Source organism: Paenibacillus sp. RU5M (assembly GCF_900221055.1).
Classification (GTDB): domain Bacteria; phylum Bacillota; class Bacilli; order Paenibacillales; family Paenibacillaceae; genus Paenibacillus; species Paenibacillus marchantiae.
Genome location: NZ_OBQM01000004.1, coordinates 231,133 through 253,671 on the forward strand (window position 1 = coordinate 231,133; position 22,539 = coordinate 253,671).

General features: G+C 48.2%; 20 protein-coding genes and 1 riboswitch. Of the genes, 8 read left to right on the forward strand and 12 right to left on the reverse strand.

Going from position 1 to position 22,539, the window contains the following annotated elements; all coding sequences use genetic code 11:
* Window positions 1-152 precede the first annotated feature (152 nt).
* The 4 genes from CRO25_RS14925 to CRO25_RS14940 are packed head-to-tail and all read left to right on the forward strand — an operon-like array spanning window position 153 to window position 3,936.
* Entirely contained in the window at window positions 153-1,262 is a 1,110-nt protein-coding gene (locus CRO25_RS14925; protein ID WP_079695543.1) for an ABC transporter ATP-binding protein, read from the forward strand.
* Complete coding sequence (locus CRO25_RS14930; RefSeq protein ID WP_024632841.1) at window positions 1,252-2,085, forward strand: ABC transporter permease; 834 nt, start codon at window positions 1,252-1,254, stop codon at window positions 2,083-2,085. Before CRO25_RS14925 ends, CRO25_RS14930 begins: the two co-directional genes overlap by 11 nt.
* Window positions 2,060-2,866 (forward strand): ABC transporter permease, encoded by an 807-nt coding sequence (locus CRO25_RS14935; RefSeq protein WP_064641797.1) that lies wholly within the window; start codon window positions 2,060-2,062, stop codon window positions 2,864-2,866. The genes CRO25_RS14930 and CRO25_RS14935 overlap by 26 nt, the downstream gene beginning before the upstream one ends.
* Window positions 2,863-3,936, forward strand: coding sequence for a PotD/PotF family extracellular solute-binding protein (locus CRO25_RS14940; RefSeq protein WP_063567200.1), 1,074 nt, complete (start codon window positions 2,863-2,865; stop codon window positions 3,934-3,936). Before CRO25_RS14935 ends, CRO25_RS14940 begins: the two co-directional genes overlap by 4 nt.
* A gap of 578 nt (window positions 3,937-4,514) precedes the next feature.
* Here CRO25_RS14940 and CRO25_RS14945 read toward each other — a convergent pair.
* Both CRO25_RS14945 and CRO25_RS14950 read right to left on the reverse strand, forming a co-directional pair.
* Window positions 4,515-5,015, reverse strand: coding sequence for a hypothetical protein (locus tag CRO25_RS14945; RefSeq protein ID WP_063567201.1), 501 nt, complete (start codon window positions 5,013-5,015; stop codon window positions 4,515-4,517).
* Between the two features lie 189 nt (window positions 5,016-5,204).
* Complete coding sequence (locus CRO25_RS14950; protein ID WP_079695544.1) at window positions 5,205-6,248, reverse strand: AraC family transcriptional regulator; 1,044 nt, start codon at window positions 6,246-6,248, stop codon at window positions 5,205-5,207.
* A 134-nt stretch (window positions 6,249-6,382) separates the two neighbouring features.
* On the opposite strand from CRO25_RS14950, the gene CRO25_RS14955 reads away from it, so the two are divergent.
* Window positions 6,383-7,015 (forward strand): NAD(P)H-dependent oxidoreductase, encoded by a 633-nt coding sequence (locus CRO25_RS14955; RefSeq protein WP_072733691.1) that lies wholly within the window; start codon window positions 6,383-6,385, stop codon window positions 7,013-7,015.
* Window positions 7,016-7,129: 114 nt separating this feature from the next.
* Here CRO25_RS14955 and CRO25_RS14960 read toward each other — a convergent pair whose 3' ends face one another.
* The 3 genes from CRO25_RS14960 to CRO25_RS14970 all read right to left on the reverse strand — a co-directional run bounded on the left by CRO25_RS14960 (window position 7,130) and on the right by CRO25_RS14970 (window position 9,778).
* On the reverse strand, window positions 7,130-8,131 hold the full coding sequence (locus CRO25_RS14960; protein WP_095206212.1) for a cation diffusion facilitator family transporter: 1,002 nt from the start codon (window positions 8,129-8,131) through the stop codon (window positions 7,130-7,132).
* Between the two features lie 199 nt (window positions 8,132-8,330).
* A complete protein-coding gene (locus CRO25_RS14965) occupies window positions 8,331-9,101 on the reverse strand; it encodes a class III extradiol ring-cleavage dioxygenase (protein ID WP_079695545.1) in 771 nt (256 codons plus the stop codon).
* The gene (locus CRO25_RS14970) at window positions 9,101-9,778 is read right to left on the reverse strand and encodes an alpha/beta hydrolase (protein WP_079695546.1); all 678 of its coding nucleotides are present in this window, start codon (window positions 9,776-9,778) and stop codon (window positions 9,101-9,103) included. The genes CRO25_RS14965 and CRO25_RS14970 overlap by 1 nt, the downstream gene beginning before the upstream one ends.
* A gap of 211 nt (window positions 9,779-9,989) precedes the next feature.
* Here CRO25_RS14970 and CRO25_RS14975 point away from each other — a divergent pair, with 211 nt between their 5' ends.
* Together CRO25_RS14975 and CRO25_RS33050 are read left to right on the forward strand one after the other, a co-directional pair.
* Window positions 9,990-10,538, forward strand: a complete 549-nt coding sequence (locus CRO25_RS14975) for a helix-turn-helix domain-containing protein (RefSeq protein ID WP_064641803.1) — start codon at window positions 9,990-9,992, stop codon at window positions 10,536-10,538.
* 15 nt (window positions 10,539-10,553) lie between these two features.
* On the forward strand, window positions 10,554-10,739 hold the full coding sequence (locus tag CRO25_RS33050; protein WP_143806550.1) for a hypothetical protein: 186 nt from the start codon (window positions 10,554-10,556) through the stop codon (window positions 10,737-10,739).
* Between the two features lie 19 nt (window positions 10,740-10,758).
* On the opposite strand, the gene CRO25_RS14980 is transcribed toward CRO25_RS33050, so the two are convergent.
* From CRO25_RS14980 to CRO25_RS15000, 5 genes are all read right to left on the reverse strand, one after another.
* Window positions 10,759-11,478 (reverse strand): 3-ketoacyl-ACP reductase, encoded by a 720-nt coding sequence (locus CRO25_RS14980; RefSeq protein WP_064641804.1) that lies wholly within the window; start codon window positions 11,476-11,478, stop codon window positions 10,759-10,761.
* Between the two features lie 74 nt (window positions 11,479-11,552).
* Window positions 11,553-12,455 carry a DUF4097 family beta strand repeat-containing protein gene (locus tag CRO25_RS14985; RefSeq protein WP_179132187.1) on the reverse strand — a complete coding sequence of 301 codons (903 nt, stop codon included), beginning with the start codon at window positions 12,453-12,455 and terminating at the stop codon, window positions 11,553-11,555.
* Between the two features lie 2 nt (window positions 12,456-12,457).
* Window positions 12,458-13,048, reverse strand: coding sequence for an HAAS domain-containing protein (locus CRO25_RS14990; RefSeq protein ID WP_064641806.1), 591 nt, complete (start codon window positions 13,046-13,048; stop codon window positions 12,458-12,460).
* Window positions 13,041-13,370, reverse strand: coding sequence for a PadR family transcriptional regulator (locus CRO25_RS14995; protein ID WP_063567210.1), 330 nt, complete (start codon window positions 13,368-13,370; stop codon window positions 13,041-13,043). Before CRO25_RS14995 ends, CRO25_RS14990 begins: the two co-directional genes overlap by 8 nt.
* A gap of 274 nt (window positions 13,371-13,644) precedes the next feature.
* Window positions 13,645-15,189, reverse strand: coding sequence for an FAD-dependent oxidoreductase (locus CRO25_RS15000; RefSeq protein WP_079695548.1), 1,545 nt, complete (start codon window positions 15,187-15,189; stop codon window positions 13,645-13,647).
* Between the two features lie 380 nt (window positions 15,190-15,569).
* Between CRO25_RS15000 and CRO25_RS15005 the strand changes: the two genes are divergently transcribed.
* Complete coding sequence (locus tag CRO25_RS15005) at window positions 15,570-18,389, forward strand: glycoside hydrolase family 3 C-terminal domain-containing protein (RefSeq protein ID WP_079695549.1); 2,820 nt, start codon at window positions 15,570-15,572, stop codon at window positions 18,387-18,389.
* 132 nt (window positions 18,390-18,521) lie between these two features.
* Here CRO25_RS15005 and CRO25_RS15010 read toward each other — a convergent pair whose 3' ends face one another.
* Both CRO25_RS15010 and metE read right to left on the reverse strand, forming a co-directional pair.
* On the reverse strand, window positions 18,522-19,361 hold the full coding sequence (locus CRO25_RS15010; RefSeq protein WP_063567213.1) for a methyl-accepting chemotaxis protein: 840 nt from the start codon (window positions 19,359-19,361) through the stop codon (window positions 18,522-18,524).
* Between the two features lie 364 nt (window positions 19,362-19,725).
* The gene (metE, locus tag CRO25_RS15015) at window positions 19,726-22,074 is read right to left on the reverse strand and encodes a 5-methyltetrahydropteroyltriglutamate--homocysteine S-methyltransferase (RefSeq protein WP_079695550.1); all 2,349 of its coding nucleotides are present in this window, start codon (window positions 22,072-22,074) and stop codon (window positions 19,726-19,728) included.
* A 219-nt stretch (window positions 22,075-22,293) separates the two neighbouring features.
* Window positions 22,294-22,492: riboswitch (cobalamin riboswitch) on the reverse strand.
* Window positions 22,493-22,539 lie beyond the last annotated feature (47 nt).

Below are 22,539 nucleotides of genomic sequence, written 5' to 3' on the forward strand. Positions count from 1 at the left end.
GAATAAGAAGAAATAACACATGGCGTTTACATCAAAACCATTGCGGATATAGCTGAATCATATATAATAGATGGGATTTGTAATGAAGCATGCATGAAAAGAAGTGTACAGGCTCAAGGTATACCTCAAGTTTAAAGGGGGCGAAATGAAGCATGTCAGAACAACAACCGATTATCCGGTTCGACCGGGTGACCCAGCAATACGATCAGGATGAAGCCGTATTGAAGGAGGTCAGCTTCGAGATTGAGCGGGGTAAATTTTATACGCTACTCGGCCCGTCAGGCTGCGGGAAAACAACGATATTGCGCCTGATCGCCGGCTTTGCGGAGCCGACACAGGGCAGTATTTATTTTAACGGTGCACTGATTAACCAAGTGCCGGCTCACCAGCGGCAGGTGAATACCGTATTTCAGGATTATGCGTTATTTCCACATTTGAACGTATTTGAGAACGTAGCTTTTGGTTTGCGGATCAAAAAAATGAAAACCGCTGAAATTCGCGGCAAAGTGCTGGAAGCACTCAAGTTCGTCAATCTCTCTGGCTATGAAAACCGTGAAATTGGCGAGATGTCCGGTGGACAACGGCAGCGCGTCGCCATTGCGCGGGCGATTGTGAATGAACCCGAGATTTTGCTGCTGGACGAGCCGCTCTCAGCGCTCGATCTGAAGCTGCGGACCGAAATGCAGTATGAACTGCGTGAGCTGCAACAGCGATTGGGCATTACGTTTATTTTTGTCACACATGATCAGGAAGAAGCCTTGGCGATGTCGGATGAGATCTTTGTCCTGAACGGCGGCGTCATTCAACAGAGCGGCACACCGAATGATATCTATGATGAGCCGATTAACCGTTTTGTGGCGGACTTTATTGGTGAATCGAACATTGTATCCGGCAAAATGAAGCAGGACTTTGTGGTGGAATTCGCTGGCGCAGAGTACGAGTGTGTCGATCAGGGTTTGCAGCGGGACGAGCCTGTGGAGATTGTAATTCGTCCAGAGGATATGGAGATTACAACCGAGGAACAGGGCAAGATGCAGGTCAACGTGGACTCTCAGCTGTTCCGTGGGGTTCATTACGAGATATCCACATACGATGATGCGGGTAATGAGTGGCTGGTGCATTCCACGAAGAAAGCCGTCGTAGGCGCTCGTATTGGATTGTATTTTGACCCGGAAGCCATCCACGTCATGCGCTTTAATGAGACGGAAGAAGAGTTCGATAAACGTCTGGAAGCCTACCAAGAGGCCGTTCATGCAGACTAAGGCGAGTACACGCAATGCGTATCTGATTCCATATGTATTATGGATGGTGTTGTTTGTAGTTGCTCCGGTTCTGCTGGTGGTGTATTACTCGTTCTTCGATGTGGAAGGTAATTTCACGCTGGGTAACTACGCTCGGTTCTTTACACCTGTGTACATGCAGATGACCCTGAGCTCGTTCTGGTATGCATTTCTGATCACGGTGTTCTCGCTGTTGGTCTCGTATCCGACGGCGTATTTACTGACTCGTACGAAGCACAAGCAGCTGTGGCTGCTGCTTATAATTTTGCCAAGCTGGATCAATCTGTTGTTAAAAGCGTACGCCTTTATCGGCCTGTTCGGCACGTATGGCTTGACCAATTCCCTGCTGGAAGTGGTGGGTATTGGCACGCAACAGATTTTGTTCACCGATTTCAGTTTTATCTTTGTCTCGGTGTACATCTTCATTCCATTCATGATCTTGCCGATCTTCAACGCGTTGGAAGAGATGAATCCTTCACTGATCTATGCGGCCCGGGATCTTGGGGCATCGTCATGGCTGACGTTCCGCCGGGTTATCTTCCCGTTGACGCTCAGCGGAGTGAAATCCGGCTGTCAGGCCGTATTTATTCCGGCGCTATCCTTGTTCATGATTACCCGCCTTATTGCGGGGAACCGGGTAATTACGCTGGGAACAGCGATTGAGCAGCATTTTCTCGTCACCCAGGACTGGGGGATGGGTTCGACGATTGCCGTCTTTTTGATTATTGCGATGGCGATCATTATGTTCCTGACTGGATCAGGCAAGAAGGAGGTGCGTAATGGGAAGAAACGGAAAGCTGTCTAACGTCTATCTGGCCGTTGTATTCGCCATACTGTACGCACCGATCGCGTATCTGATCTTCTATTCCTTCAACAGTGGCGGGCATATGCGCGGCTTCGAAGGATTTACATTGGAATGGTACAGGGAAGTATTTGCCGATACCCGGCTGCTGATCATTGTACTCAATACGTTCATTATTGCGCTCCTGTCCTCTGCGATCTCGACGATGCTCGGTGTGGCAGGGGCACTGGCGATCTACCATGTGCGGCGCAAACGGACCAAGAATACGTTGCTGTCACTCAATAACGTGCTGATCGTTAGTCCGGATGTCATCATTGGTGCATCCTTTCTGATTCTGTTCACCATGATTGGCATCAAGCTTGGATTCACCTCGGTACTGTTGTCTCATATCGCATTCAGCGTGCCGATTGTTGTAATTATGGTACTGCCAAAGCTTCAGGAGATGAGTCCGACCTTGATGGATGCGGCGCGCGATCTGGGTGCTGGATCATGGCAGATCCTAACTCGTGTCGTGCTTCCATACGTTAAACCGGGTATTTTTGCCGGATTCTTCATGGCATTGACTTACTCGCTGGATGACTTTGCGGTAACATTCTTTGTCACGGGTAACGGATACTCCACACTCTCTGTGGAGATTTATTCAAGAGCAAGGCAGGGTGTGTCATTGTCCATCAATGCGCTGTCCACGCTGCTGTTCCTGCTGACGGTGCTGCTGGTGGTTGGGTATTACTTCATTAACCGCCGTGCCGCGCGTACGCCTGCGGGAAGGGGGCTGCGTCCATGAAGCAACTGGTTCGGACATTTGCGATTGTATTTGTGGCTGCCTTTGCCTTGATGATTCTCGCTTCGTATCTGAACAAGAGTCAGGGGTATTCCGGCGGCAACACGCTGACGATTTACAACTGGGGCGATTATATCGACCCCGATTTGCTGAAGGAATTTGAACAAGAGACCGGCATCAAGGTGATCTATCAGACGTTTGATTCGAACGAAGCGATGTTAACCAAGATTGAGCAGGGCGGAACGACGTTTGATGTGGCGATTCCTTCTGAGTATGCGATTAGCAAAATGAAAGAGGAAAACCTGCTCATTCCGCTGGATCACAGCAAGTTGCCCAATCTGAGCAACATCGACTCCCGGTTCATGGACCTATCCTTTGATGAGGGCAACAAGTACTCCATCCCTTACTTCTGGGGAACGGTGGGTATTGTGTACAATCCTGAACTGGTCGATGGGTTAACGTTTGAGAGCTGGAATGATCTGTGGGACCCACGTTTGAAAAATCAAATCTTGCTGCTCGACGGTGCCCGTGAAGTCATGGGCATGGGGCTGAACAGCCTCGGGTATTCGTTGAACGATACGAACGAAGATCATCTGCAGGAAGCTTTGAAGAAACTGTCCACCCTCACGCCTAACGTCAGAGCGATTGTCGGAGACGAGATCAAAATGCTGCTGGCAAACGAGGAAGCGGCGGTAGGACTCGTATGGTCCGGTGATGCGTCAGAAATTATGGATGAGAACGACAAGCTGGATTACGTGGTTCCGGAGGAAGGTTCGAACCTTTGGTTCGATAACATGGTCATTCCGAAGACCGCGAGTAATATTGAAGGTGCTCATCAGTTTATCAACTTCATGCTGGACCCTGATCATGCGGCTCGTAATACTGAATATGTAGGGTACTCTACACCGAACGCCGAGGCATTGAAGCTGCTGCCAGAGGATATTTCGGAGGATGAACGATTCTATCCAGATGAGACACTGACGGGTAAGCTGGAAGTGTACAATAATCTGGGCAAAAAAATGCTCTCGCATTATAACGATTTGTTTCTCGAATTTAAAATGCATAGCAAATAAAGGTGTGCGGCAAGGAAGGTATTTGTCAAAATGCCAGCTACATGGCTGTATTTTGAAATGATAGTCTGCCAACAATCACCTGCAAAGAGTCCCGGAAGTGAATATGCTCTCGGCTCAAAACCTAACGAATCTACCACACCTTATTGGGCTGATTTGCGAGGGTTACGAATGCTAACGAAACTCAGCGAAGCTATTTTTCATAAAACAGGTGTCAAACGGCAATAAACTGCTATTTACAAAGAATAGCGTCTCTCTGATTCGTTAAAACTCAAATGGGAGTAAATAATCACCAATAGCGTGTGTAAAGATCGTTAGAATAAATAGGGGTGCAGCTCGTCATTTCAATTGAATGACGAGCTGCACCCCTATATTTTTACCCTGCTTCAAAGCAAAAGCATATGTCAAATTTTTTTTCGTGTACACGTTAACGGAGGGGACAGAACAAACGAAGGAAGCGAAGCGTGCGCCTTTATCTCCGGATTTTTCCCTTTATTAAAGGGGAATCAAGAAAATCTGGAGATAACAGCGATCAAAAGTTGTTCTGTCATCGGAGTGGTCAAGTGGAAACAATCAGAAGTTTACATGCGCTTTTTGCGACCCACAATGATCCATGCCCCGCCCATAATCAGCACAATCGCCACGAATGGCTGGATAAAGGACAGACTGTTCAGCATCGTGCCAATCGACATGACGGCGAAGAATAACAGTGAGATAACCGTCAGAATGTTGATCGGAATCAGTAACCATTTGTTACGGCCACCGAACCAATACAATTCAAACAGACCTACCGCTACCGCAAGAATGAAGCCAGGCCACATCGTGCTCCAGTTACCAAAGAGCATGGCGATCTGGCTGACAACACCTACCGTAAGTAAGATGCCACCTGGAACTAGCAATCCGATCCCTCGTCCAATCATGGAGAAGTAGAGCCAATGGAAGAATAGCCCCAGTGGAATCACAAATAGGGTGGGCCAGAACGTGGCAAAGATTGTACCTGGACCGAGTGAACCTCCCTGGTTCAAAATCAGGTACACGCCGAGCAAAATAAGCACAGGCGCAAGGATGGTGCGTTTAGCCATGATATCTCTCCTTTTCAATACAAGATCAATTCCCGAACGGTCATGGAGTATGTTTTCTCGTTATTCACAGCATACCATGAACCGCAAAAGGGTATCCTCGGTCTTTGGAGTTAAACTTCACCTAGACTAAAGTCTAGGTTCAAAACATGTAATCACTAATCCCCTTAGGAGGATTGGATTCGGGATTATTCAACTACGGGGCTGCATGGGCTGTTTGAGACTGGAACGGTATTGCCCGGGAGTCTGTCCCGTCCACTTTTTGAAGGCATTCTGAAACGCGCTTTGCTCCGAAAAATGTAAGGCATACGCAATATCCCCCACGGAATAGGTTCCCTTCTGCAAATATCGCAATGCCATTTCCTTGCGTACCTGAACGGATATCTCATGATACGTTGTATCTTCTTCACGCAATCGGCTCTGAAGTGTGCGAATGCTCACGCCCAGATACTCTGCGGTGTGTTGTAATGTGGGAAAGAAGGTTGGTAGGCTCTCCATCATCCATCGACTTACTTTGCCAGAGAAGGATTGAGATGAATGAAGCTCATCTTTGCTTTCCTGAGCCATGGTTTCAAAGACCTTCAGCATTCTTGCATCCGAATATAATACGGGCTGATCCAGAATGTCTTTGTGCATTCGCAGGAGTGTACGGGTAGCCCCGAATCGAGGCTCTATTCCGAACATGCCAACATAAGGAGATAGATCGCCTGAAGCATCGGGGGCTTGATGACTAAACTGAACCTCTTTTAACTCCACCCGGCGATTCGCCAGTTTGCTGATCAAATACATCATCGAGACAGCCATATCTTCCACACAATGACGGGACATCTGCTTCTCCGAATTTTGCAAAGACAATTGAAGGATCAAATCCGTTCCGGCTACTTTCCAATCCAGATTAAATCCACTATATAGAATGATGTTATATCGTTGATAAGCAGCGAGTGCATCTCCAATCGTCTTGGAATGCATCATGACGTAACCAGGAAGGCCAAGGTCCGCAAAGTCCAGCAGTTGTCCCTGGTTCAATCCAAAATACAGATCATCCGAGTATCTCGCAGCATACTGCATAATCCGTTCCAACTCTTCAACTGGAATACGTGCTTCCGGATTCTGCATAATAGCAGGATCTAAGCTGACGTACTCGAAAAACGCTTCGGATTCGTACCCTTTGTTCACCAGCGTCTTCATAATCGGATACAACATGGAAATGGACACACCGTGATTATGGTTGTTCATGCTACCCCCTTTTGCGCGAATCAGCAATGTTTTGGCGCCGTTGATCATTTGTTTATGTATGCGTTCATTCTATGCTTGTGATATGCCTGCTTCTTCGGCCTTCATGAACTTTATTATACAGGAGGAACAGATGTATGAAGTCAAATATTTTGGTAATTAATGGTCATCCCGATCCGCAAAGTTACTGCAAAGCACTGTCAGAAGCCTATATAAAAGGAGCTCGACAATCGGGCAGTTCTGTGGAACTGATCGACCTGAGCCATATTCAGTTTAATCTCAATCTTCAGTACGGGTACCGTCAGCGGACGGAATTGGAGCCTGATTTGGTGAGAGCTCAGGAATTGATCCGATGGGCGGACCATCTGGTGTTTGTATATCCGACGTGGTGGGGAGTGATGCCTGCTATTTTGAAAGGGTTTATTGATCGGGTGTTTTTGCCTGGATTCGCGATGAAAGATCGGGAGGACTCACCCCTATGGGACAAATTGCTGAAAGGAAGGTCTGCCCACATCATTGTGACCATGGATACACCACGCTGGTACAATCGATTGATTTACAGACATGCAGGGCACCGGGTCATGAAATCCAATATTCTCAAATTCTGCGGGGTCTCCCCGGTACGTGTAACCGAGATTAGTCCAATCAAAGGCTCCACTGAGGCGTTCCGTCTGAAATGGCTGGATAAATTGATGAAGATGGGCATGAAGCAAGGTGGCAGAAGTAAACCCCATGCTGGTCACTCAGCGAATTCTAACCAACAAGTTTAGCCCAACTTTAGCAGCCATGGAGTTATATTAGCTATGTCACGTTGTTTGCTATGTAAAGAAGCCCACTCCGCGAAGAGTAGGCTTCTTTTATCTTTTATAAAAGGGAGCAGGCCCTTATTTCACCACATCAGAATGCTTCTTGCCCCAGCTGTTCACACCATCATCTTCGATAATAGAGATGGCCGCATCGGCGATGTCTGGATCTGTCATTAACTTCTCTTGGATACGGAACTTGATATCATCTGCATCGGCAAGGCTCAATCCTTTGGTCAGTTCGATCAGACCCTCAACGTGGTAATAACGACCTTCCTGAATAATGCGCATCATCTGGATATCTGCAACATGAGAGTCTGCCAGAATGGTCTGGGATACTTTATCCTCAACATCCTGTGGAGCCGCTACACCAATCAGTCCGATCATATTGTCATAACCTACACGGAAAGCGACAGCGATCATCAGGCATCCAATAATGGTTGTCACGACTCCATCGAGCAATGCAAAATTGGTCAGTGCAATGACAACGACAGAGATCAGTGCGAGTGTCGCACCGAGTACCGCTACAATATCTTCGTAAAATACAAGGCGTGTTGGCGGCGCGGCACGTCCTACATTTTTGATTGCAGCAGGGAACAGGGCGAGGCCTGACGCTTTGGGCGCACGTGCTTCGTGTAGAATTTCTTTCATTGCTTTAATCAAAATGGCTCCATCGATCACAATGTTAAGCACCAGCACGCCGATGTTAATCCAGATACCGCCGGAATGAGCAGCTGGATGCAGTAACAGATGAATGCCTTCATGGATCGTTTCATACGCCATAATGGTAACAACGATAACGGCAATCATACAGAAAATGTTGATGACTCGCCCGAATCCGGTCGGAAAGCGGCGTGTAGGTTTTTTCTCGGACAACACACTTCCTACAAAGACAAACCCTTGGTTGATGGCATCGGCTAGAGAGTGCATCGCCGAGGCGAACATGGCGCCACTGCCACTGAATAGAAAGGCTCCTCCTTTGCACAGTGCAAGTACAGCATTTCCTGCCATAGCTACGGCCGAGGATGTGTTCCCCTTTTTGACGAGAGACATTAAGCTCTCAGACTTTGGTTGTTCAGCCACTTCGAATGTTCCTCCCAGAAAGATGTGATAGGTGTAGAATGAGTATTCCTTAATTACAGCTTGGTCATTTCCACTAAATGTTATTATAGCTTGCTTTACAACTCCCAGCATTATGCAAAAAAGGTCATATCACTAAAAACACCCGTGCGAGTTCGCACGAGTGTCTGGTTATTTTTAGATAAGGTGTTATATAAATCGATCAATCAAATCTCCAGCAGGACAGGCTCAGGTTGCCATACTGATAGGCTTTGAACAGGAGTGATGCCTGCTTGTTCTGATCTCCCGCACCCATGGCGAGCAGCAATGGTACAAAATGCTCTGGCGTAGGCACGGCTGCTTGGGCTGATGGTGCTAGCTTGTCATAGGCGAATAGGGACGCTGTATCCCAGCTCACAAGTTTGTCTTGCAGCCAGTTGTCAAACGCCATGGCCCAAGGTTCAACGCCTGCGCTTTCCCAGTTTAACTGACGCAGGTTGTGTACCGTCCCACCACTGCCAATGACGAGAACGTCCTGCTCACGCAATGTGGCGAGTGCCTGCCCAACCTGATACTGCTGTTCATTGGACAGATAACGGTTCACGGATAAAGCAACGACCGGAATGTCCGCATTTGGATAGAGCAGGCGAAGCACAACCCAAGCACCGTGATCCAGACCACGAACAGAGTCGCTTTCCACCGGAATACCAGCATCCCCGAACAGGCGCTGAATCTCCGCTGTTGTCTCTTCATGTCCTTGTGCAGGGTATTTGATCTGATACAGCTCGGGCTGGAAGCCGCCAAAATCATAGATGGTCTCGTAGCTGGCTACTGAAGAAACCAATTGAGTTGTAGATTCCCAGTGAGCAGAGAACAATACGATCGCTTTGGGTTTCGGCAGTTCTTGTCCAAGTTTTTGCAGAAACTCAGTGTATGCATTTTCCTCCAGTGCGAGTGATGGTGCACCGTGAGCAATAAACAGGGATGGCATCATTATGAATTCAGTCCTTTCGGGTCTTCAGCAGTCAGCTTGGCGGCATCCGTCCGAAGCCATTGTTGAAATTGTTGATATAAGTCAGGGGTGACTTGGTGTCCACCGTGATATGGAACATACGTAACGTTATTGGTCTGTTCCCGGAAGAAGCTGGCGTTATCTTCGCCAAGTTGCAGCGGGAAGAGATGATCCTGATCGCCATGCGATATAAATACAGATAACTCCGAGTTGGGCTGTATCTTGTATTCGTCTTTCACAAATTGCGGAATGTAACCACTCATAGCTACAATTCCCTTGATTGCATCTCCCATGATCAGCGAGAGCGTCATCGCCATAATGGCTCCTTGACTGAATCCGGCGATATAACGCCGTGCCGGGTCAATGGCATATTTGGCAGACAAGTCAACCATTAGCTGTTGCAGTCCCTGAACAGAGGCGTCGAACAACTCACGGACGGGATTGCCAATGCTTTTAATTTGAAAATAGGCGTAGCCGCTACCCTGAACAATGGGCCCACGTACGGCGACGATAATAAAATCGGACTGAAGAGGCTCCATTAAGTGAAGCATATCCTGTTCATCCGAACCCATTCCATGCAGGGCAAAGATAACGGGATATTGTTGTTCTGTATTGTAATCGGAAGGAAGCCGAACCTCGTAAGTCAATGAATAATTCAATGCAACCACCACCTGATAAGAAATGAGTAATCAAATAAAGTTCACTAATATGAAATTAATATTCTTATTGATGAACAAAATTTATCATGATTCCATTGTAGGGTCAATATTTTTTTTGTATTATGAAAATATGTTCCGTATAAGAAATCTATAATGCTCAATAACGATGGTTGGGTATCGGATATACAGATCAAAGGGGGAGGATTGCAACATGGATATTGGTCTAGCCATTCGTACGATCCGCAAACAAAAACAGATCACCATCATGCAAATGTGCGAGGGTACGGGGCTATCCAAGGGGTTTATCAGCAACGTGGAAAATAATAAAACATCACCGTCCATCGCGACGCTTGAAAGTATCGCGGATTATCTGGAAGTGCCACTGCCATACTTGCTGCTGTCACCGGAGCAGCGGATGAACGTGGTGCGCAAGGATGAGCGCAAAGAGACGACTGCCGGAAGTGGGCAGATCAAAGTACAGCATCTAACGGCAAAGGGTGCAATGCGCATGTCCATTGTAGAGCTGCCAGCAGGTGCATCGACTGGGGTTAATAAGCACGCCGGAGAAGAGAGTCATCTGGTTCTGCAAGGCCGAATTCGCGCAGAGCAGTGTGAGGACGTAGAGATTCTGGAAGCGGGGGATTCATTCAGCTGGAATGCCATCGTTCCCCACGAAGTAACCAATATTGGGGAGGAACCCGCGGTAGTACTGATCGCCGTGTCCAAGGAATTGGATTTGGACCATTTGTGGAACGCATAAGCAGAGAATCGCGGAATGGAGAATGAGAGAAGTAACGCTGCATTAATCATAAGGGTAGAGATTCAGCGTGATGAATCGTATTCGGACACGATGGCGGCTGCTGAATATGTAAAAGGCCGCCCAGAGGTTTCTCGGGCGGCCGGATGGCGACGGAGTGCATCATTAGAAATGGTTGCTTCCGTCATTCATTGTTCTTTATAAATGGTCTGACTACTCCTGCTTACTGTGGATTAGTTGTCCAGATGCCTGCGGCTTTAACAAATACACGGTCCGACAGTTTGAGCGTCGCCAAAGCCAGTTCAGCTACGTCTTCCGCTTGCATCATGCGGTCTTCGTCTCCAATTTTGAGTCCGGCATTGGTTGCCAGCTCCGTGTTCACTGTACTTGGTGTTAACGCAGTAACCCGAATATTGGATTTGCGCACTTCCTGCATCAGGGATTCGGTCATGCCGAGCAATGCGAATTTGGAAGCACAGTAAGCTGAGCCTGTAGCAAATCCACGCTCGCCTGCGGTGGAGGCGATGTTGATAATGCTGCCGCTGCTTTCCTTAATCATGCTTGGCAGTACAGCACGAGTTACATAGTATGTACCCATGACATTAACATGCAGGATACGTTCCCACTCTTCCGGGTCCATATCCAGCAGTGTGCCGAAGCTTGCAATGCCTGCATTGTTGATCAGAATATCGACTGCGCCAAGCTCCATCTCAATCGCAGCTACGGCTGCTTCAGCCTGAGTGCGATCGGAAATATCCGCAATAGCACTGGTTACTTTTACACCATATTCCTGGCTCAGCGATTGCTGGAGAGCCTCCAGATCGGAGGCCGTCCGAGCGATCAGGCCGAGATGTACACCTTCCTTGGCAAGTGCTTCAGCAATGGCACGGCCAATACCTTTACCGGCGCCAGTGATGACAGCCGTTTTATTTTTAAGTTCCATGTGGGTAACTCCTCCTTAGAATTGGACTAGCATTTAATTATACTATATTACCCACAGTTCGAATATTTGCTTCATCATGATTGTTTGATTTTGATGCTGCCTGAGGTAGTGCGAGCTTTGATGACCTTACGGCTTACCATGGGGGAATCAGGTATATTTACATCACCGGAAATGGCCTGTGCGTCGTAAATGCCGTCAAAATCGGGTGCTGCCTGTATGGAAATATCTCCTGACTGTCCCGATACATCAATCGAACCGGAAACTTCTTGCTCGATCTTCACACTGCCAGAAGTGAACTTAACATTTGCTGCACCGTTCAATTGCGTAATTTTGGTATCTCCCGACTGTACACTTCGGGTCACATCGCCATCAATGCCATTCAGCGTGAAACTTCCGGACGTTTGTTTGACTTGCATATCCCCCGCAATTGCCGCAGCTTTAATGTCTCCTGAAGTTAGATCGAGTTGAATGGTTGGTACGGTAATGTCCTGAAGGTGAATGCTTCCAGACGTATTGTTAAGGTCCAAGGTATTGGCATGCAGGCCCTTCAGATCCAGATCACTGGAAGAAGAGACGATGTTAACTTCATCCAGCTGATGTCCTTCAGGTAGCGCAACCGTGATCGTTTGCTGCTGATTATTCCAATAAAGGGTGAAAAATTGCAAACGCAAACGCTCTTCCTGGTTTAACGTAAAGGTTCCATCCGTGATCGAAGCCTGTTTAAAAGCTTCAATGGTGGCCGGGTCCCACTTTCCGTCGACTTCAATGTAGCCATTGGAATCCGGACTGACAACGAATTCAATATCTGCGCTTAAGTTGGCATTCATCATGATATTGTGCAGCTCATCATTTTTGAATTCCCAACGTTTGGAGTAGGGTTCTCTCTCGTCTCCGAACTGAACTCCGTATATGGAGGTTCCGAGCAAACCGATGCCGATACATAGTATCGCTAAAGCGATCCATTTTTTGGTGCTCATGATTAGACATCTCCCTTCATCGTCTTTTGATTCCATCTTATATACTGAAGAGTGATCAACTTAAAGGCTGTAAACACCCTTTTTGTCGCAATGGCGAATAGAATGCCTATACCGAATACTCCAATCGAAACAAATAATTCAGAATACTCGAAATGGCCGAGATATAAGAAATCTACAGCAGCAGCAACCGGGGCTACGACCAGCAGCGACAAACTGGCAATCGTGAGCCATACCGACCACAGAGTCAGTCCTAGTGGAATCGCCAGTATAATGTTCAGGAAAAAAAGTCCGATTGCCGTGAAGAAGTTGCGTGCAGCTCGATTTCCCTTCTTTTGCTGTGAACGCATTTCTTCGAATGTCCGTGCGTAGAACGGATCAGATCCTGGCGTTTGTGCATCATACCGGTCACCGAGCGCTTCTTTGGCAATCTCGATCGGATGCCCCAGTTCCCGTGCAATCTCTTCTTCCGGTCTTCCTTCTCTTAATCCCATCTCAAAATGCTGTTCATAATCAGCGAGCAATTCTGCCCGTTCCAGCGGGTCCATCGGTCTTAAATGAATCTCCATTGCCTGCATGAATTGTTGTCTATTCATTGGGGGTACCTTCCTCTATAAGATTTGCGACATTGCGCACAAAACCATTCCATTCATTCGTCAGAGTCTTCATATAGTCACGGCCGGTATCAGACAGTTTGTAATACTTACGTGGTGGTCCTTCACTGGATTCCTGCAGGTAAGTCGTACAATAGCCGTCATTGACCAATCTTCGCAAAAGGGGATACAGCGCACCTTCCGCCACTTCAATATGCTGGGATACAGCCTGAGCCAGTTCATAGCCGTAACGATCCTGGCGGTTGATTAACACGAGGACGCATAGTTCCAGCACCCCTTTTTTGAATTGAATATTAACATTCACTTGGGTTCCTCCTTGTTGCTCTATCCAATCACTAGTGTGTATTGTTCAGTAGTCGTAAATTCATCATAGCATCCGGTACTGTTTAATGCAAGGTAGTGATTTTAAAATAGTTCCGTATCACGATGTCCCGCTAAGTTGGATTAACTTCGTATTCTCGCTAATTTATCTATAGATCAGCATACGCAAAACCCGAATCGGTTACTTCCGTCTGAAGGCGGATTCCGATCCGGGTCTATGGGATGAAGATATACGCTGATGGGGGTATCAGCTTGGTTTATTCTTGTGCTTCTAGCATCTTAAGGTCTTTAACGGCAGGTCCTTCAATGACTTTGCCCGCGTAATCGTAACGTGATCCGTGGCATGGGCAATCCCATGAACGTTCCCCGGCATTCCATTCCACTTCACAACCCAAATGGGTGCAGGTGGTATCTACAAGAAAGAGTTTGCCAGTCGGGTCCTTGTAGGCGCCAGCACGTTTGCCGTCATGGCGAACAACAGCCCCTTCATCGTTGCCGAGTTCTCCCGTGTTTTTGTGAATAATGCCGACTTTGCCAGAGATCAGTTCCGCGGCTACATTGACATTCTCTACAAGGAAGTTTTTCACACCAGGGTCTACCTTGAATCTTGCAGGATCGAATACTGCTGCGTAAGAGTTATCTCGTCCAGTAATCCGGTCTGTAAGGATATGTCCAGCCATCGTTCCTGTGGTCATGCCCCATTTGGCAAAGCCGGTAGCCACATAGACACGTTCATGTCGTCCAGTAATTGGCCCAATGTAAGGGACCTTATCGATGGAGATCAGATCCTGAGCTGACCAGCGGAAAGGGATGTTGCGAATGCCAAATGTATCGGCTGCATAACGCTCCAAATTTTCATAATGACCGACAGTGCATATGCCCTGTCCGGTTTTGTGATTTTCTCCTCCAAAGAGGATGTGTTCCTTCCCTTTATGAATGACGGTACGCAGGGAACGATAGGGTTCATCGTCAGAGATATACATGCCACCTGTGAAAGGTTTCTGAGGTTCAACAACAACAGCATAGGAACGCTCGGCGTGCAGCCGTGAAAAATAAAATCCGGGGTCATAGACCGGGAAATGGGAGGCAACAACGACATGTTCGGCCGTTACGGATGGACCATTCTCATATGTCCGCACATGTAGCGAGGCATCTTCCTCCACATCGGTTACCGTTGTATGTTCGTAGATGCGGACACCTTGCTTGACTGCGGATTCCAGCAGGTAATGTAAATAACTAAGCGGGTCAAAGCGAGCTTGTCCCGGCATCTTAATACCTGCTCTGGCCGGAACAGGGATGGGAAGGGGATCAACCCATTGACCAGGAATATTCAGCTTGCCATAGGCAGTCAGCTCAATCTCCAGCTTCTTGAGATTCTCCTCGGATTGAATGTAGACATAGGCTTCTTCCTCTGCCCACTGGCAATCAATCTGTTTCTCTTTTACCAGATCGCGCATCCACTTGGCGGCTGTTGCATTGCCTTCATAATACATGCGGGCCTGTTCTTCTCCAAAATGATGAAGCAATTCATCAAATATCACGCCATGCTGTGCCGATACCTTGGCCGTTGTATGGCCTGTTGTGCCATCCAGTACTTTTCCAGCTTCAAGCACGACCACGCTCATTCCCGTCTGGGCCAGCAAATAAGCTGTTGTGATACCTGCAATTCCTGCACCAATAATGGCTACATCGGCTGTTGTATCTTCTGTCAGTTTCGGATATTCATTGAATGTGTTTGTCGCTCTCCACAGGGATTCCGGTATGGAAGGCAAACCTGTCGGGGGCTGTTGATGCTCACTCACTTGATTTTCCTCCTTCAATATTCTTCTTCATTAAGGACTATGCTTAGCTCAATAAGTACGTCATATCTATACTCCTATCCATGATTACCATACTGTGCCAGAATAAAACGATTGTCCGCATACTTTCCTGAGGAAAGTTCACATTTTCCTGTGAAGCCCCCCTGTTTTTTTTGCTAAACATGCTATATGATAGATTTGCCGAAACCGTTTTAGTAAATGAAATGAAGAGTTAACGACGGCTCGTAAAGTGCTTGTTCTAAAAGGTTAAATCTTCGAATCGTGAGCTCGGATACGTCAAGAATACATCGTATTAATTTATCAATTATGTATCCGCTATCATTCTAAATAAATCAATGAATTCCCAAAGGAGATTCCATATTATGACCAACCAAACGAAATATCCGTTTCAGGATACAACGATCGAACTGGATACACGTGTAAAGGACCTCGTGTCCCGTCTGTCGGAAGATGAGAAAATCGAATCGATGCTGCAATACCAACCCGCAGTTGAACGACTGGGTATCGCAGCATATAAACACGGTACAGAAGCAGCCCATGGTCTGGCCTGGCTTGGCGAAGCGACTTCCTTCCCGCAGCCAGTAGGGCTGGCGTGTACCTGGGATGCGGACCTGATGAAAGAGATCGGCTCCGTGATCGGAGACGAGGCACGTGTATTTTATAAACGCAATCCAGCAGTAAACGGTCTGACTCTGTGGGCACCTACGGTTGATATGGAGCGTGATCCACGTTGGGGGCGGAACGAAGAAGCTTATGGTGAAGACCCGGAACTGACTGCTGAACTGACAACGGCGCTGGTTAAGGGAATCCAGGGCGACCATCCGAAGTATTACAAGGCGGTTGCTACGTTGAAGCATTTCCTTGCAAACAATAATGAAGTGGATCGTGGCAGTGGTTCATCAAGTATTGATCCGCGCAACATGCGTGAATATTATCTGAAAGCGTTCGAGAAACCGTTCAAAGAGGGCGGCGCACAATCAATGATGACCGCGTACAACTCTATTAATGGTACACCGGCATTGCTGCATCCGTTTGTAAACGAGATTGTGAAGGGCGAATGGGGCATGGATGGCTTCATCGTGAGTGATGCAGGGGATGTCATGGGGATCAAGAACGATCATAAATACTATGATTCTCACACACCAGGAACAGTGGAGTCCGTCAAAGCCGGAATTGACAGTATTACCGATGATGCGGATCTGTCGAAGCAGGCGCTGCGTGAAGGGCTGGAGCAAGGTACACTCACAATGGAAGACATCGATCTGGCGTTGTTCAATACGTTCCGTGTGCGTTTCCGTCTAGGTGAATTTGATCCGGCTGAGGGCAATCCATATGCTTCGATTGGTGAAGAAGCGATGATGACGGAGAAGGCGAAGGCCCTTTCACTGAGAGCAGCGAGAGAACAAGTTGTATTGCTTAAAAATGATCAAGGCACGCTTCCACTGGATAAAACAAAATCCGGCAAAGTGGCTGTGATTGGTCAACTGGGTGGAACAGTCTATCGCGACTGGTATGCAGGCACCATGCCATATAGCGTATCCCCGCTTGAAGCGATCAGCGGCAAAATAGGCGGCGACAAGGTTGCATTCAAGGATGGCAATGACCGCATTACATTGACTTCAGTGGCAAGCGGTAAGGCTGTCGGATTGGCTGAGGATGAGAAATCATCCATCATTGCTTCGGGAAATGCGGAGACATTTACACTAAGTGACTGGGGCTTTGGCAGTTACACGCTGAAGGCAGACAGTAATGGGAAATACCTGACGACGGATGAAGAAACGGTTACGGCATCGGCGGATGAAGTATATGGCTGGTTTGTGAAGGAAGTATTCCATCTATTGCCACAACAGGACGGAAGCGTGGGGCTGAAGACTTGGAACGGTAAAACAGTAACGGCATCCAATGGTGGAAACGATGCGTTTGCGGTATCTGAAGAGTTGAAATCTTTCGGTGCTACGGAAACATTCAAAAAGGATATTGTGGTGAATGGGTTGGAGGAAGCGGTAGCGGCCGCGAAGGAAGCGGAGACAGCGATTGTATTTGTCGGCAACAATCCACTTGTGAATGGTAAAGAAGAGATCGACCGCCCAAGTCTGGACCTGGCTGAATCCCAGCAGCTGTTGGTTGAAGCCGTTTATGCAGCGAATCCAAATACCGTTGTAGTTATCGTGGGAAGTTACCCGTTCACGTCCAACTGGGTGCAGGAGAACATTCCGGCTGTATTGTATACATCCCATGCAGGACAAGAGTTGGGGAACGCTGTGGCTGACGTATTGTATGGCGATTATGCACCAGCAGGCCGCCTGAATATGACGTGGGTGCAATCGGCAGATCAGCTGACCGATATCAGAGACTACGATATCATTCAATCCGGGCGTACGTATCAGTATTTTGAAGGTGATGTACTGTATCCATTCGGACATGGATTAACGTATGCATCGTTTAAATACAGTAATTTGGAGCTGAACCCGGCCCAAGCTGGAGTGGAAGAGACCATTACTGTGCATGTGGATGTGACGAATACAGGAACGATCGCCAGTGATGAGGTTGTGCAGTTGTATGTGCGTGCCGGGCAGTCCCGTGTTAAACGTCCACTCAAAACGTTAAAAGGTTTCCGTCGTCTTCATATTGAAGCTGGGGCTACAGTGAAAGTCAGCTTCACACTGCCAGTTCAGGAACTGGCGATCTGGGATGTAACCCGTGATCGCTATGTGGTCGAAAGCGGTACCTACTCCATTATGGTGGGCAAATCTTCTGCTGATGTTCAGCTTGTTGCTGACCTGACGGTACAAGGGGAGACTATTCCTTCACGTAATCTGGGTGTGGCTACTCGCGCCGAGAATTACGATGCATACTTCGGTGTGGATCTGGATGAGAGTAAGGAAGGCGGAACTTCTGTCCGTGTGACTGGTGAACAAGGCTGGATTGCCTTCAAGGATGCAGATCTGGGCAGCAATGCAGCAGCGCTTGAAGCTCGTGTATCATCAGAGCAGGCAGGTGCAGTATTGGAAGTTCGGCTGGGTGCACCTGACGGTACACTGGCAGGACGCGTGGAACTGGCACAGGGTGCGGCACAGCAGTGGTCCACGGTTAAGGCAGACCTGAAAGGTGTATCAGGTCAACAGGATGTATACCTCGTGTTGTCCGCAGGAGTACGTGTCAGCCATTTCGAGATTCATTAAGTCGGATAGAATAACATTAGCAAGATGACCATGACCAAAATGGAATGATAGTAAATGAAAAATCCTCCGAAGAGATTCGGAGGATTTTGTTTGTGCATTTGGTTGAGTGGGTTAGGAGTTTCTTTTTCCTTTTTACTTTCCGTCAAATGTAATCAGTTTGTGCACAAATTGTTTCAATTGTTGGTTCGTTGCATTCAACTGCTCAATCGTGCTCATAAAATTGTTAACTAGTTCCGCTTGCTCCTGAGAACTCGCGGTAATCTCCCCAAGTTCATTCTCCATCCCCTGAATGGATTGGCGGACGGAGAGGAGGGACTCTTCAATACGCGTGGTCGCTTCCTTTGTATCTACGGACAGCTTGCGGATTTCCTTGGCGACAACGCCAAATCCTGCACCTGCTTCACCGACACGAGCAGCTTCGATGGCGGCATTCAGGCCGAGCAGATTCGTTTGCTCCGAGATTTCACGGATGAAGCTGGCGACCTGAGTCACGTTGCCTGATTTCTGTACAGCTTGTTTGGAGTTGTTGCGAATTTCTTCGGTGGTGGCGCTCAGCTCCTCCGAATGTGCAGCTACGTGCTGAACGCTGTCAATCAACTGGTTGGTCAGGTTTTCGGTAGCATTCATGAGCTGCTGCAGCTGATCCTGATCATCCATACTATAGAGCAGGTTGAATATAGCGATGACCTCGCCCTGTTCATTTTTGATCGGAAGGTAGGCGACATCAAACGGTACTCCAAATAACTCCTTCGGGTAATGATCAAATTGTTTGTCCGTACCGCCTTTCAGATCGGCAAAATCACGATTAGGCTCGAGCAGTGGATCACCTGCTTTGAACTCCAGTTGTTTTAACGACTCTCCTGCGGAAAAATACAGGAATTTCTCCCGGTCAATAATGGAAAGGGTTACATCTTGGCGAATCGTATCCCGAAAAAAGGGCATACATGCGATTAGTGATTGAATCATATCCATTGGAAAGGTCCATCTCCTCAATTTTCTGATCTGATAAACGATTGTTTTAAATTGTTATTTAATAACTGCCTATATCATATATCGTCATGCAATAAGGAATAAAATAGAGAGAAATGATAATATATGATCCTTTAGAAGAGTTAGCTGTAGTTTCAAATACTTTTAGCTTCTGCATGGTTGTTCCGGGTGTACCGGACGGTAACTGGCAGGACACGTTGAACTGGCGCAGGAGTACGTGTCAGCCATTTCGAGATTCGTTAAGTCGGATAAAAAAGACATTGCCAGATAAACAAATAGAATGATAGTAAATGAAAAAAGCCTCCGAAGGAATTCGGAGGCTTTTATTTGCATTCACAAGATTTGTTTAGATTGAGGAATCAGCGGTTACCCGTTCTCTTGCTGTACGAGCAGCGTCCACCATGATGCTCAATGCATCTACAACTTCAGCTTTACCACGTGTTTTCAGTCCGCAGTCAGGGTTTACCCAGAACAGATCTGCTGGCAGCACTTGAAGTGCACGCTCAATCATATTCAACATCTCGTCCTTGCCTGGAACACGCGGACTGTGGATATCGTATACACCGAGTCCGATGCCTTTGTCATACGTATTCTGCTCGAAGCTGCCTACCAGTTCCCCATGGCTACGGGATGTTTCGATCGAGATCACATCTGCATCCAGGTCGCTGATGGCTTCAATAATATCATCGAACTCGCAGTAGCACATATGGGTATGCACCTGCGTTGTTGGTTTTACGGTAGCAGTAGCTAAACGGAAGGATTCCACGGCCCATTGCAGGTACTCATCCCATTTGCTCCGTTTGAGCGGAAGTCCTTCACGCAGAGCTGGCTCATCGACCTGAATCATCTCAATGCCTGCTTGCTCCAGCGCTTCAACCTCGTCGCGAATGGCGCGAGCAATCTGGTAGGATACTTCACTGCGTGGAATATCCGAGCGGACAAAGGACCAGTTCAGGATCGTTACCGGACCTGTTAGCATGCCTTTCACCGGTTTGCTGGTCAGTGTCTGGGCATAGGCCGTTTCTTTCACCGTCATCGGTTCATTGAACAGTACATCTCCGTAGATTACAGGTGGCTTCACGCAGCGTGAGCCGTAAGATTGTACCCAGCCATTTTTGGTGAAGGCGAATCCGGTCAGCTTCTCACCGAAAAACTCGACCATATCGGTACGTTCGAACTCACCGTGTACCAGCACATCCAGACCAATTTCCTCCTGGATAGTAATCCATTCTTGGATCTGTTCACGTACATAGGCATCATATTGCTCCGCATTCCATTCCCCTTTACGGAAGAGTGCACGTGCTTTGCGCACGTCTGCCGTTTGCGGGAAGCTGCCAATGGTTGTTGTTGGCAGCAGCGGGAGCGACCATTTTTGCTGCTGCAATTCGCGTCGCTCCTGGAATGACGCGTTGCGGAGCAACTGCTCGTCAGCGTGCACCCCTGCAGGCGCACCACTCAGGCGTGTCCGTGATTCGGACTCACTCAGCAGGCGCACCGCTTCGGTGCTTGCCTGGGCGCGGCGGCTGGCTTCAGCCAAAGCCGCTGCTTGGTCCGCCTGCTTTGCACCGCCGGACAACAACGTGCCGAGCGTCGCTATTTCCTCCAGCTTCTCGTCGGCAAAGGCCAGGGAATTGCGCAGTACCGGATCAAGCGCGCTCTCCTGAGCGGCAGTAACCGGTACATGCAACAGGCTGCAGGAAGGCTGAATGATTAGCTTGCCTTCGGCTGCGAATTCAGCCACCTGCTCCAGCAGCTTCGCCGTCTCTGCGAGATCGGCACGCCAGATGTTGCGCCCGTCGATGACACCGGCGCCCAACCATTTATCCTGCGGGAAGCCATGCTCCCGCAGGCTGGCGAAGTTGCCTTCATAGCCGTGGACCAGGTCCAGGCCGATTCCGGCAACAGGCAGAGCTGTCACGACCGGATAAGCTTCCACCGATTCGAAATACGTTTGAAGCAGCAGCTTCAACTCCGGTGCAGCTTGTGCCAAGGCAGCATACACCTGTTGCAGCAAAGCTTCATCCTCGGAAGAGACGGCCAGCGTCAGAGCAGGCTCGTCGATCTGTACCCACTGTACGCCTTCTGCTTGAAGCTCAGACAGAAGCTGGGCGTATATGGGAACGAGGCGAGTGACGATTTCTGCGAAGCGTTCCGCGTCATAGCCTTTGGCGAATCGTACATACGAGTACGGACCGACAACGACTGGTTTACCTTCCAGCCCAAGCTCCTGCTTCGCTTCGCGATAGGCGGCAAGGGGTTTATTTTCAAGCAATGCAAATGCAGTATCATTATGAATCTCAGGTACGATGTAGTGATAGTTCGTGTTCAGCCACTTGGTCATCTCACAGGCTGTTGCCTGATCATTACCCCGGGCCATGGCGTAGTAGGTAGATACGGATACGGGTCCGCCTGAATGGTTAAAGCGCTCAGGAACGACGCCAAACATCGCCGATACGTCAAGAATATGATCATAGTAGGAGAAGTCGCCTACAGGAATCAGATCGAGCTGCTGAGCCTGCTGTTTCTTCAGATCCTGCAACCGAAGCGTGGTTAGCTCCTGATGAAGCGTAGATTCATCGATTCGGCCAGCCCAGAAGGACTCCAGTGCTTTTTTCCATTCGCGTCCCGCACCGATGCGGGGGTAACCGAGGTTGCCTGTCAGTACTTGTGGCTGTTGTTGCTGTGATTGCGACATGTAAAATTCCTCCTCATTTATAATAGGTAAACTCATCAAGTTGAAGCTATTGTGGTGTGTTTCTTTTGAAAGCATCAAAAAAAGGCATTCCTTCCGATTCCATACCCCGAGAAACAGGCATCATGAATGACGACTGTGCACAAAGATAGAATGGGAAAGAACACCTGCTATAAGTAGTTGTAGCGGTTGCTCTAACACCTTCCTATCTTCCGTAGGTCATGCGATGCTGTCGAAACAGGCAGGTCTCCTGGCTTGCGGATCATGGTCATATGCATTCCTTCCCGGTGGTTACACCAGTGGATTATATGCACAGACTCCCCGTATACAGTGGCGGGACCGCGACGGATTTACACCGTGCTTCCCTTTTAAGCCTGACCACGCATGTAGCGCGGTAGGCACCTGTTTCCGTGTGCAGAAATGTGCGTACACATCTCTGGCTATGAAATTGGCGACCAAGCATAGATG